At 51.2% G+C, this 13,209-nt stretch carries 8 protein-coding genes and 1 other annotated feature; all 8 genes read right to left on the bottom strand.

Features of this window, described 5'->3' with window-relative positions; genetic code table 11:
• Nucleotides 1-579 precede the first annotated feature (579 nt).
• Nucleotides 580-2,394 (bottom strand): glycoside hydrolase family 43 protein, encoded by a 1,815-nt coding sequence (locus tag DFP97_RS21900; RefSeq protein ID WP_245976516.1) that lies wholly within the window; start codon nucleotides 2,392-2,394, stop codon nucleotides 580-582.
• Between the two features lie 234 nt (nucleotides 2,395-2,628).
• Nucleotides 2,629-4,023, bottom strand: coding sequence for a UDP-N-acetylmuramate--L-alanine ligase (murC, locus tag DFP97_RS21905; protein WP_114382346.1), 1,395 nt, complete (start codon nucleotides 4,021-4,023; stop codon nucleotides 2,629-2,631).
• A 7-nt stretch (nucleotides 4,024-4,030) separates the two neighbouring features.
• Nucleotides 4,031-5,416, bottom strand: coding sequence for a bifunctional folylpolyglutamate synthase/dihydrofolate synthase (locus DFP97_RS21910; RefSeq protein WP_114382347.1), 1,386 nt, complete (start codon nucleotides 5,414-5,416; stop codon nucleotides 4,031-4,033).
• A 30-nt stretch (nucleotides 5,417-5,446) separates the two neighbouring features.
• The gene (locus tag DFP97_RS21915; RefSeq protein ID WP_114382349.1) at nucleotides 5,447-8,089 is read right to left on the bottom strand and encodes a valine--tRNA ligase; all 2,643 of its coding nucleotides are present in this window, start codon (nucleotides 8,087-8,089) and stop codon (nucleotides 5,447-5,449) included.
• A gap of 55 nt (nucleotides 8,090-8,144) precedes the next feature.
• Nucleotides 8,145-8,387: a binding site (T-box leader), on the bottom strand.
• 108 nt (nucleotides 8,388-8,495) lie between these two features.
• Nucleotides 8,496-9,785: a LysM peptidoglycan-binding domain-containing protein gene (locus DFP97_RS21920; protein ID WP_114382351.1), complete on the bottom strand. Its 1,290-nt coding sequence runs from the start codon at nucleotides 9,783-9,785 to the stop codon at nucleotides 8,496-8,498.
• 89 nt (nucleotides 9,786-9,874) lie between these two features.
• Nucleotides 9,875-10,879 carry an RluA family pseudouridine synthase gene (locus DFP97_RS21925; protein WP_245976518.1) on the bottom strand — a complete coding sequence of 335 codons (1,005 nt, stop codon included), beginning with the start codon at nucleotides 10,877-10,879 and terminating at the stop codon, nucleotides 9,875-9,877.
• Between the two features lie 12 nt (nucleotides 10,880-10,891).
• Entirely contained in the window at nucleotides 10,892-12,193 is a 1,302-nt protein-coding gene (gene hemL / locus DFP97_RS21930; protein WP_114382352.1) for a glutamate-1-semialdehyde 2,1-aminomutase, read from the bottom strand.
• A gap of 4 nt (nucleotides 12,194-12,197) precedes the next feature.
• A complete protein-coding gene (hemB, locus tag DFP97_RS21935; RefSeq protein ID WP_114382354.1) occupies nucleotides 12,198-13,196 on the bottom strand; it encodes a porphobilinogen synthase in 999 nt (332 codons plus the stop codon).
• Nucleotides 13,197-13,209: the final 13 nt, after the last annotated feature.

Consider the following 13,209-nt stretch of genomic DNA (forward strand, 5'->3'; position numbering starts at 1 on the left):
ACCCAAACCAACGCATACCCCAACCCTCAAGGGCTTTTCGAACCCACCCAAACCAACGCATACCCCAACCCTCAAGGGCTTTTCGAACCCACCCAAACCCTCAAGAGCTTTCGAACCCACCCAAACCCTCCCTTCCAAGGGAGGGCCCCAAGGGCTGCGCCCTCTGGACACCTGCAAATGGACTAACGTAGGCAGTGGAGAGGCGGGTGTGAGTTACGTTTGTTGTGGAGCGCTTTCGTCCCTTCAGGACACGCTGTAAGGCGTCGCGCTCGGGTTTCCTAAACCGGACTAACGTTGGAGATTAGAGAGAAGTGTGCGAGTTACGTGTCTGCTGTGGAGCGCTTTCGTCCCTGCGGGACACGCTGGAGGTTGGTGGGAGGGAGGTTGGGATTAAGATTGGAGAAGTAAAGGAATGGATGCAGAGGATCGAAGACTATGCCCTAATGCGATGGTCGCCATCGTTGCCCACAACATGTCGATTGCACCTTAAAACAAACCAAAGCCCTCATCCTTATTAAAGGTGAGGGCTGTTTGTTGTTTACGACATATTCAAAAGATTAATCATTACGCGGGCATCCTCTACAGCTGCACCTGCTGCATCAGCCCATCTTCGCCGAAGGTGAGCGGGTCTATGCAGACTTCGCGATGATAGCCTTTTCCTTGTGTAAACCGGGTCAGCGGCGTGACAAACCGGTGATAAGCAATCCAATACTTATCGGTGCCGGGCTCCTGGAGAATCGAATGATGAGCGGTGCCGAGCATATCCTTTTCCTTATTTTTGAGTAGAACCGGGTAGCGGTAAGTTACCGGTCCGTAAAGATGTTCAGCCGTACCATAGTTCACGTGGTAATCCTCGCTGCCGGTGTCGTCGCAGGACCACGTGAAGTGATACTGCCCGCCGCGCTTAAGAACGGTGACCGCCTCACGGAAGTCGTGCAGGCCGACAAGATTCCTCATCGTATCCTCAATTACGGTTACCATATCTTCGCCGAGCTGTACGATTGCAGGGTGTGCATTTCCAAACAGCAGGTAAGCCGTACCGTCATCCTCAAAATAAACGGATGGGTCAATGGCCTGGCCCATGGCGATACCAAGACGCTTCGTCTGTTCCATGGTAATAAGCGGCTGCGGCTGAGCGCGAAACGGGCCTTCCGGAGTCTCGGCAACCGCAACACCTATAGCGCTCTCTCCGCTTTTCATTTTGCCACAGAAATAATAGTAATATTTGCCACCTTTGCTTGCGATGGCCGGTGCCCATGCACTGCCGACAGCCCATGGTACATCTTCCGTCGCAAGATCCAAAATCACGCCTTCGTCTCTCCAAATACGCATGTCATCCGATGAAAACGCATGAAATTGCGTGCCCGACCAGCCTGTGAAGCCATCGGTTGTAGGATAAAGGTAATAGCGGTCGCCGAACTTCACAAGATCCGGGTCGGCGAATTGCCCGGGCAACACCTGATGGCCGTCACCAAACGCCGCCAGAAGGCGGCTGCATTCAGCAGCGGTAATAGGGAGTACTCCGCCGTGACGTTTCTTGGTTTTCCCCAAATCGAACGACCCTTCCGGCAGAACTCGGAATTCACCGCTTTCAAGGTCGGAGGTCAGCAGGGGGAGGTAACCCTTGCCTTCCGCAAAGCGGTCCACAATAAGGCACCACTCCTCGCGGTCGCCCAGTTTGAAAATTTGCGGACCTTCAACACCTAACAATTCCTCCAAAACCGGAACGTGCAGATTGGAAAATGAGTCTTTTTCCAGCGATGTGCCTTTTTCGACCCTGATATTCTTAGTCGTTTCATCCTTAGAAAAACGGTAGTAGGTACCGTTGTTGGCAATTATCGTAGTGTCAATTATATGGTTTTCCCGTTCAATATACTTTTCAGACGCTGTAAAGCTGCGGAAATCCCTCGTACGGGCGCTATAGATTTTTTGTTTCCGCTCATTTTCCTGCGGCTCCTGCGTCGCGGAGGCCCAAAACACCAAGAATTCGTCCGCGGCTTCGTCATAAATAGCCTCCGGCGCCCAGACGCAGCCGGCTCCCGGTACGCCAAGCGTCACTGCCCATGGTGAAGACCAATTCACCAGGTCGGCGGATTCCCATATGATCATATCGCGGCTTCCTTCATTCGCTGCTGCGGACCAGCCTTTTCCGTTTGCAATGCGGAGATCCGTGGCAATCAGATAAAACTTGTCCTCCTTGGGCGAGCGCACTAAAAACGGATCCCTCACTCCCTTTTCCCCCAATTCGGAACGCAGAACCGGTAAGCCCGCGTTCAGGTCTTTCCAATGCAGACCGTCCTCACTGTAGGAGAAATAGACCTGCTCGCCGTCAGGCTGCTCCCCAATAAAATGCACCAAAAGATAGCCTGCATAACTGCAATTATGTACTGACAAAATAAAGCCCTCCTTGCTGCGTTCAAGACGCATAACTTAATGTATTTGGATGTCTGATTTTATCATTGTATCATATTTAGTAACTGTTCAGGACCCTAAATGCTGCGGGGATCCGCTGCATGAAATGACCAAGGAAATCCTCGTGAAATTGCCCCCTCTTTCATTAGGCGCTTCCACTTCCGAAAAAAACAAACGCCCGATGATTCCGTCATGGAACCTTCGGGCGTTATGCTTTCAGTGTTTCGATTTTAGCGATTTTGCCAGCGAATCCGCTACCTTCCAAATGTCGCCTGCTCCCATCGTTATGACTAGGTCGCCAGGTGCGACCCTTTCAGTCAAATATGCGAGTACTTCTTCCTTCGTCGGAAGATACACCGTATTCGCATTGCTGTTGCTCTTGATAAGCTCCACAAGCTTGTGCGAGTGCACGCCTTCGATTTGCTGTTCGCCGGCCGGCGAATAAATGTCAGTGATGATAACCTCATCCGCTTCGGGAAACGCACGGCTGAACTGCTCAAATAAGAAGAATGTCCGGGTATAGCGCTGCGGCTGAAATACGGCTACAATACGTTTGCCCGTCGCTTTTGCAGCACTGATCGTGGCTCTGATTTCAGTCGGATGATGAGCATAGTCATCGATAACCAGAATATCATTAACTTCGCCAAGCACCTGAAAGCGGCGCTTAGCGCCTCTGAACAAACGAATCGCTTTTGCTACTTCGTCAAAAGACAAGCCTGACTCTAGACACGTTATAACGGTAGCCATCGCATTATACACATTGTGGCGGCCTGGCACGGAAAGCTCAATCGCACCTAACTGCGCGCCCTTATACGTCATCGTAAATGAAACTCTGCGATCGCCAAGCTCGATGTTCCCGGCTTTGTAATCAGCATCGCCGTCTATTCCATACGTTACAAGCTGCGAGGGGTCAGCAGTACCTTGATATACTTGCGGAATCAGTTCGGTAACCGTCTCGTCATCCGCGCATACAATCGCTTTACCGCCCGTTTTCACCTGTTGCAAAAATTGTACATAAGCTGCCTTCAGCTTGCCGAAGTCGCCGTCATAATTTTCGAGATGGTCCGGCTCGATATTGGTCACAATAGCTAGCGTAGGGTGATACTGAAGAAACGAACCGTCGCTTTCATCCGCTTCCGCTACAACATATTCACCTTTCCCCGCTTTCGCATTCGTACCTACATTTACGATCTCGCCCCCGATAATATAGGTCGGATCGGCATTGCAAGATTCCATGACAAGCGCGATCATCGAGGAAGTTGTCGTCTTACCGTGTGCACCTGCCACCGCGATTCCCTTGCCTGCATTCATTAATCTTGCCAGCATTTGTGAACGATGAAGCACGGGAATATTAAGCGCCTCTGCAGCTTTCCGTTCGACATTGTCCTTTGAAAGCGCTGTGGAGTATACGACCAAGTCGGCTCCCTTCACATGCTCTGGCTCGTGACCGATATAAATGCTGGCCCCATTAGCCGCAAGCTTCTCTGTCAATTCTTGACGGGCGACATCGGATCCGGTTACTTTATAGCCCATTTCCAGCATAACGCGGGCAATGGCACTCATTCCGTAACCGCCGATTCCGATGAAATGAACGTGTTCTGCCGTATTCAAAGACGGTTCACCAACCTTTTTCAGAATCCGAGTTATACATTATGCGGGAGCGAACGTCCGCTATCAAATAAAGCGTGCCTGTCACGACCCCAAGGTCTGTTTCCCCGGTTAACTGTTGTAGTTTTTGTAACGCTGTTTGCCAATTCTGTTCTACTACAAGCTCGAAAGAATACTCATCAGGCCGCTGCTGCCGCATTTCCCGTACCAAATCAGCCAATGCCGTTGCTTCTTTTTTCATCCGAAAATCAGGCTCGGTCACAATTAGCGTATCCACTATTGGTAGTATATGCTTAAGCACTTCATGATGATTCTTATTCTCCAGCATACCCATCATTAGATGTAAACGATTATATTTGTATGTGCTTTTTAACGCAGCGGCCAGCGTCTCAGCGCCTTCCGGATTATGCGCGCCATCGAGTAAAATACGCGGCGATTGCGATACCATTTCCAATCGTCCCGGCCAAGCTGCCGCACGCAATCCTTCTGCCAGTGCATCGTCCTCAATAACGAGCGCATTGTACTGCCGCAGTACTTCAAGCGTCATGACGGCAACCGCCGCATTCGTCCGTTGATGCGCACCGTTCAGCGTAATCGTCAACGGTTCGATCGTACGGAACAAATTCTCGAATCGGAAGTTCTGCTCATCTTCCCGTACCGACAGCTCGGTTTCATGAAACTGTTCCCCGAGCAAATAAAGGGTGCTACGCTTTTCTTGCGCCGTTTTCTTAATCACTTCAATCGCTTCAGGCTGCGTTACCGCGCTCACGACAGGTATTCCTGCTTTAATGATTCCAGCTTTCTCTCTAGCAACGGCGGCAATTGTGTCCCCTAGCCGATCCATATGATCATGTCCGATATTCGTAATGACGGAAATGACCGGCTGAACGATATTCGTCACGTCTAACCGCCCGCCAAGCCCCGTTTCCCACACGACATAATCCGGATAAGTGACCTTCGCATAAAAAAGTACAGCGAGCGCTGTCGACACTTCGAACATCGTCGGCGAGCCGAGCTCTGTTTCCGCCAGTGCTTCGACATGCGGCTTAAGCTCATTCGCAAGCTTGAGCAGCGTCTCCTCTTCTATGTCGACGCCGTTATACTGGAACCGGTTTGTGAATTTCGTAATATACGGCGAAGTAAATGTTCCCACGTCATAGCCGCCGCGCTGCAGCACGCTGGTTAAGTAAGCGCAGGTCGAGCCTTTGCCATTCGTACCTGCGACATGAATAAATTTCAGCCTGCGATGCGGATTGTCCAACAGCTCCATGAGCTTCTCGATCCGCTCAAGCCCCGGGCGAATGCCAAAAGGAATGAGCCCTGTAATCCAATCTACCGCTTCCGGGTAAGAATGCAGCGGCCTAGTTGGCCGCTGCTCATTTATTTGATCCGTCATCTTATCGATCCTTCTTCCGTTTTTGCAGCGTTATCCGCGCAATTCCGCAATTCTGGCAAGCACTTTTTCGCGTTTATCTGCATAGTCGTTCATTTTGCTGCGTTCCTCTTCAATGACCTTAGCAGGAGCCTTCGCAACAAAGCCTTCATTGCTAAGCTTCTTCTCGATACGCTCTACCTCGGTATTCAAATGCTGGCGCTCCTTCTCCAGTCGAGCAATTTCCTGCTCGATATCGATGAGCCCTGCAAGCGGCAAATAAAGCTCTGCACCCGTAACGATAGCAGTCATCGCTTTGTCAGGCGCAGTAATATGCAAGCCCGCATCGAGCTTCGACGTGCCGCAGAACCGAATGATGAACTCTTCGTTGCGGGCTAAGATGGCGGCTTCCGCCTCACCCGAAGGCTTAATTAGCAGCTCGATCTTCTTGCTCATCGGCACGTTCACTTCCGCGCGGATATTACGCACTGCACGGATCATTTCCATTAACAGTTCCATCTCTTTAACGGCATCTGCCGCTTCCAGCGCCTGATCATACACCGGCCATTCAGCGAGTGTAATCGTCTCGCCGACATGTGGCAAATGCTGCCAGATCTCTTCACTGATATAAGGCATGAACGGGTGAATCAAGCGCTGCGTCCGGTCAAGCACGTAAGCCAGCACCGATTGCGTCGCTTTTTTCGCTGCTTCATCCGTGCCGTACAAGCTAAGCTTCGCGAATTCGATATACCAGTCGCAAAGATCGTCCCAAATAAAGTTATACAATAAACGGCCGGTTTCGCCGAACTCGTAGCTGTCAATCAGACGGGTGACATCGCGCACCGTTTCGTTCAAGCGATGCAGAATCCAGCGGTCTGCCGTGCCCAAATGAACGCTAATATCAATGTCCTTAGCTTCAACGCCTTCCAGGTTCATAAGCGCAAAACGCGACGCATTCCAAATTTTGTTGGCAAAGTTGCGAGCCTGCTCAACCTTCTCAAAGCGGAAACGCAAATCCTGACCTGGCGTACTGCTTGTCGAAATCATATAGCGCATCGCATCCGCGCCGTATTTCTCAATTACATCGAGCGGATCGACGCCGTTACCCAGCGATTTGGACATTTTGCGTCCTTCCGCATCACGAACCAGTCCGTGCATCAATACATCCTTGAAGGGTGATTGCTCCGTAAACTCAAGCGCCGTAAAGATCATGCGGGCTACCCAGAAGTAGACGATGTCATATCCCGTTACGAGCACATCCGTAGGGTAGTAGCGTTTCAGGTCCTCCGTTTGATCCGGCCAGCCAAGCGTCGAGAACGGCCACAGCGCGGAGCTAAACCAAGTGTCAAGCACGTCATTATCCTGACGGAGATGTTCTCCTGCCATATCCTCGCGCGATACATGCATTTCTCCGGTTGACTCATCGTACCAGGCCGGTATGCGGTGACCCCACCAAAGCTGCCTGGAAATACACCAGTCGCGTACGTTTTCGATCCAATGCAAATATATTTTTTCAAAACGTTCAGGTACAAAATTAACGCCCTTGCCCGCTTTCTGAGCTGCAATAGCGGCTTCAGCCAGCGGCTTCATCGCAACGAACCATTGCGTTGACAAGTATGGCTCAACAACGGCGCCGCTGCGCTCGCTGTGTCCAACCTGGTGAACGTGATCCTCTATGCGGATGCACACGCCCTGCTCCTGTAAATCCTTCACAAGCTGCTTACGGCAATCCGCACGGTCCAATCCTTGATAAGGACCCGCTTCAGCGTTCATCGTGCCGGTTTCATCCATAACGATCACTTGCGGCAAGTTATGGCGCTGGCCAACCTCGAAGTCGTTCGGATCATGGGCTGGCGTTATTTTTACGGCGCCGGATCCAAATTCCTTTTCAACATATTCGTCAGCGATAATCGGAATTTCGCGTCCGATAACCGGCAGAATGATTAATTGACCGATGAGGTGCTTATACCGCTCATCCTCTGGATGAACCGCAACAGCTGTATCGCCTAGCATCGTCTCCGGGCGGGTTGTTGCAACTGTAATGAAACCCGAGCCGTCCTTCAGCGGATATTGCAAATGATACAAGTGCCCGTTAAGCTCCTTGTACTCTACTTCAATATCCGATAACGCCGTGCGGGCTGCCGGGTCCCAGTTAATGATTTTTTTGCCTCGATAGATGAGCCCCTTCTCATACAGTCGAACGAACACCTCGCGAACGGCTTTGGACAACCCTTCGTCCAACGTGAACCGCTCTCTTGAATAATCAAGGGAAAGACCCATCTTGGCCCATTGCTCGCGGATTGTATTCGCATACTGATCCTTCCACTCCCAAACCTTCTCAAGGAATGCTTCTCTCCCCAAGTCGTAACGGGAAATGCCTTGCTCGCGCAGCTTCTGCTCAACCTTTGTTTGCGTTGCGATACCGGCATGGTCTGTGCCAGGCAGCCAAAGCGCGTCATAGCCCTGCATCCGCTTCGTCCGAATCAAAATATCCTGCAGCGTAAAATCGAGCGCATGCCCGATATGCAGCATACCGGTAACGTTAGGAGGCGGGATAACAATCGTATATGGCTCTGCATCAGGTCGTTTGCCTGCCTCGAAATATTTGCCCTGCATCCAGTAATCGTACCATTTCTGCTCGGCTGCCTTCGGATCATAAGTCGTCGGCATCGCAGTTGTCGTTTGATTTTCTGACATTCGTTCCATCCTCCACAAATCGATCTAAAAAACAAAAAAACCTTCCGTCCTTATCATAAAGGACGAAAGGTTTAGCTTCCGTGGTACCACCTTTGTTTCACGCGAACAGCATTCACGCGACACTCAAACAGATAACGGCTGCGGCCGGCCTAACTTAGGTGGAGCACACAAGCTGCTCCTACTTGGTTCAGGCAACTCCGGGGCGACCCGTAGCAGTCACATCCTGCAGAACCTCTCAGCGTAACGGTTCCACTCTCTGAAGGCTTCGCTGCTTACTATTCCCCTTCAACGTCGTTATAACAACATATATATGTATAATCATACCTTTGTTCCACGGCGGAGTCAACTGGGCTAGAGCAACAAATGCCCTTATCGCTCATTTTTATGAGCAATAAGGGCAAATTTGTTAATTCTTTGTTAAGGAAGGAATGTATATTAGCTGTCCTTCCGTAACAGCAGATTCATCCAGACGGTTGTATACTAATATTTCTCTTGGATTCAAGCTGTATCGCGAGGCGATAACGTCGAGCGTCTCGTCTTTTTGCACGATACACATCCGAATTTTGCGAAATTCGGTATCTTCGTTTCGCTTGCCTAGAAATAAATTTTTCCATTCTATTTCATCGCCTGATGCCTGTACCTTCGCTTCTTCAGCAGCAATCTGCTGGGCCACTACCTCTTCCGCCGCTTGACGCGCCGCCTGTTCGCGTCTGCTTGATGAAAGCAATGTCAGTATGCCGACATTGGAGGCCGGACCGCTGCCTTCCTCCGGTTGTTTACCAGCAAAAGCAATACGAAGCTCTTGTTTTTCGGGCTCTGGTTCTTGCCCTTGCTCAAGGATCGGTTCCGGCAGAAACGGAGCAGCTTGCTCATTCGCTTCAAGCTCCGTCCGATCTTTTTCAGGTTCATACTGCTGTGAAGATACAGGCTCAGCTTGGCCAGAGTCCATATATGGCGCTGATGTTGCCAACCAGCTGTCGTCGCTCGATTGCTGTGAGGTATACGTAATTTCCCGCGCTTCTTCTTCCTCGTTCTCTTTCTCTTCTGCTTGCTGCACGGTTGGATTGAATAGCTGCGAGGATGACCATCCTATATCCGCTGCCGAGGATGAAATCTTAACTGCAGCCTCTGCTTCGTCCGTCGATGCCGGCCGCTGCTCATACTGGAGCTCTTCTTCTGCAGCAAAAGATGGCTCCTCCGGTATGTACGGCTGTTCCGTGTTCTCTGTCCGTCTAAAAAACTCCTCTGCAGGCCTTTCATCATAAGCTTCCCGTTGATGGACAACGGTGAACGGCTCCTCCCGCCATTGTTCCTCCGGCTCCTGAACAGGCTCTACGGAAATACCGCGTAAGGATAGCACACCTGTAATATTTAACGTTCGAGCAGATAATAAATCGACGTCAAAGTTATCGATTTCTATCGAAATGTCATCTAGCCGTGATATGCGATTCATCGGCAGCGTTATTTCGACGGGAATCCAATGCTCAAGCGTCAGCGGAGCTTCGGAGGCATTTTGCCCCCTATATACCCCGCTTAAGAGCAGCTGTCCTTTCAAAACAGCATGATCCCCCTGATCGATCACTTGGATGCGGGGAACTAGCTCAATCTCCTCCAGCTCATCGATTGCTGCGACATCATCAGGCAAATGGACGCGTTCATACACATCAAAGCGTAACCCGTTCGTTTGATCCGACACGCCTAAGTCCTCCCTTCTCGTACTGAATGCTTGGGCTAACGTTACATTCACTACTTATCTATATGGTAGGATTGGCAGGAGCATGACTATCATTTTGAACGGGATTGAACGTTTCGCGCGAGCTGTTCAAGCCATTGCGGCCATGTAGCTGCTGCTTCGACAACTAAACCATTCCATGGATGCGGAAAAAGCAGCTTCTCACCATGGAGAGCTTGATGCGGCAGCAGGCGGGAATCGCCGCCGTACAAAGCGTCACCGACGAGCGGGTGGCCAATGTAACTCATGTGAACACGTATTTGATGCGTTCTGCCGGTCTCAAGCTTTACTCTTACAATTGATGCCTGCGAACCGGCTTCTAACACCTCATAGTGAGTGACCGCCTGCTCGCCGCTTTCCGAGACGCGGCGCCGCGCACGGTGATGCCTATCTTTCCCTATCGGCAAATTAATTGTATCGCTTGACTTGGACACCCGCCCGTGTACAACGGCGATATATTGCCGGTCGATTTCTTTTCGTCGCATCGCATCATCCAGCTTCCACCCGGCCAAATCATTTTTAGCATATAAAACCGGACCCGAAGTATCGTCATCCAGTCGATGAATGTGACGAACCGTGAGCGGATCACCCAGCCTAAGCATATGTATTGCTGCTGCTTCATCTAAAGTCCCATACTGGCCGGGGACTGATTCATGCACAGCCATTCCTGCAGGTTTATGGAACACGATGCAAAAATCATCCTCAAAAAGCACTTCAGGAACTACCGTGTTAGAACCTGCTAATGCTTTGCGGTATAACGGATCGCTATGAGGGTTTATAGGCGGAAAAGCTAACAGCTGAAGAGTTTCTCCCCTCCACTGAATGCCGCCGACCGAGAACAGCCGGTTGATCCATTTTTCCGGAAATAAGGAACGGGCCAGCAGCCACTGCCGCACAAGATGCGGATGACTGCCGGCCCGCGGCTGCGCAAGCTCCGGCAGAGCTGCCGGAGCCTTTTCCGCAGAGGGATCGCTTATCTCAGAAGCGGCATTGGCAGCGAGAGCCGGCCAATCAAGCTCAAGCCATTGACCATTCCGTATCGCTTGCCCAATCGTCACTTGCGCAACCTCCTACAATCGACTTAACGCTTTATCGTGGGCCTCTATCGTCGCATCAATATCGTCATTCGTATGAACAGCAGAGACGAACATGCCTTCGAACTGGGATGGAGCAATGCTTACTCCCAAATCAAGCATCGCCGCAAAATAAGTCTTGAAGCGTTCGAGATCAGATGTTTTCGCTGTATCATAGTTAATAACAAACGTATCGGTGAAAAACGGACATACCATTGAACCTACGCGATTAATGGTGCTTGCGATTCCGTGCTTGCGGGCATTTGCCTCGAAGCCGAGCTGCAGCCTGACCGCTTGCCGTTCCAGCTGCTCGTAAGTGTCCGGAGTTAACAGCTTGAGTGTCGTATAGCCTGCAGTCATCGCAAGCGGATTACCTGATAATGTACCCGCTTGATAGATCGGCCCGCTCGGCGCTATCATGTCCATTAATTCACGTTTGCCGCCATATGCGCCGACCGGCAATCCACCGCCGATTACTTTGCCGAAGCAAGTCAGGTCAGGCGTTATGCCGTATAAACCTTGAGCGCAGCTATAACCGACGCGGAAGCCAGTCATGACCTCATCGAAAATAAGAACGCTGCCGTATTGCGTCGTTACGTCACGCAGTCCTTGCAGGAAGCCTGGCAGCGGAGGTACAACGCCCATATTGCCTGCCACCGGCTCGACAATGATGCATGCGATTTCTTCACCGAACTTCTCGAATGCAAGCTTAACCGATTCGAGATCGTTGTAAGGAACGGTAATCGTATGCGAAGCCACATGCTCAGGTACGCCGGGACTGTCAGGCAAACCTAACGTCGCTACGCCTGAGCCCGCTTTGATCAGCAAGCTGTCCGCATGGCCGTGATAGGATCCTTCAAATTTCAATATTTTGCTGCGATTCGTATATCCGCGTGCGAGCCGAAGTGCGCTCATCGTTGCTTCCGTACCGGAGTTAACCATCCGCACAACATCAACGGAAGGGACGCGTTCACACACAAGCTCCGCCATTAAGGTCTCAAGCTCGGTCGGAGCGCCAAAGCTCGTCCCTTTCTCTGCCGTACGTTTAATGGCTTCGATCACTTCGGGATGCGCGTGTCCCATAATTAGCGGACCCCATGAAGCGACGTAATCGATGTAGCTGTTGCCATCGATATCGTATATACGGCTGCCTTGTCCCCGTTCCATATATACAGGGTTCAAGCCTACCGATTTGAATGCCCGGACCGGGCTGTTCACACCGCCTGGAATGACTTTCTTGGCTCGTGCGAAAGCCGCTACCGAGCGTTCGTCATTTCTACTGTTCAAATGCTCACTCATCTGGTTATTCCTCTCCTTTGAGCCAACGGGCCGCATCCTTCGCATGGTACGTAATGATGAGATCGGCACCGGCGCGCTTCATGCCGGTCAGCGTTTCGAGCACGACAGCACGCTCATCAATCCATCCGTTAGCAGCTGCAGCCTTTACCATGGAGTATTCTGCACTTACATTATACGCTGCAACAGGCAAATCGAATTGCTCCTTAAGCAGCTTAATGACGTCAAGATATGCTAATGCCGGCTTCACCATGAGCATATCAGCACCCTCGGCCACGTCTGACTCCGCTTCGCGAAGCGCCTCGCGCACGTTAGCCGGATCCATCTGGTACGTCTTGCGGTCACCAAATTGCGGTGCCGAGTGAGCAGCATCACGGAACGGTCCGTAGAAAGCAGAGGCATATTTCACGGAATACGAAAGAATAGGAATATCGCTGAAGCCTGCTTCATCGAGCCCGTCACGGATTGCGAGAACGAAGCCATCCATCATATTCGAAGGCGCGATGATATCAGCTCCCGCCTGCGCTTGCGATATTGCAGTCTGAACAAGCAAATCCAAGGAGGAGTCATTATCCACTTCAGCCGTACCCGTCGCTTCATGCACATGAACGATACCGCAATGGCCATGATCGGTAAATTGACACAAGCAGGTGTCTGCTATAACAACAAGCTCCGGAGCCCATTCCTTTACCGCTCTAATCGCTTGCTGCACGATACCGTTCGCGTCATAAGCGGATGCGCCTATTGCATCCTTATGCTCCGGAATGCCGAACAGCAGGACGGATTGAATGCCGGCTGCGATAACGTCCCGTATTTCCTCCTCCAAGCGGTCCATTGAAAGATGGTAAACGCCCGGCATCGAAGGAATTTCCTCTTTGATGTTATGACCGAATGTAACAAAGATGGGATAAATAAAATCATTTGCGCTCAGCACCGTTTCCCTAACTAAGCTGCGCAGCGCAGACGTTCTGCGCAATCTGCGGTTCCTCACTGTCGGATAACTCATAACCTGCTCTTCC

The sequence above is a fragment of the Paenibacillus prosopidis genome, from assembly GCF_003337375.1.
Taxonomy (GTDB): Bacteria; Bacillota; Bacilli; order Paenibacillales; family Paenibacillaceae; genus Pristimantibacillus; species Pristimantibacillus prosopidis.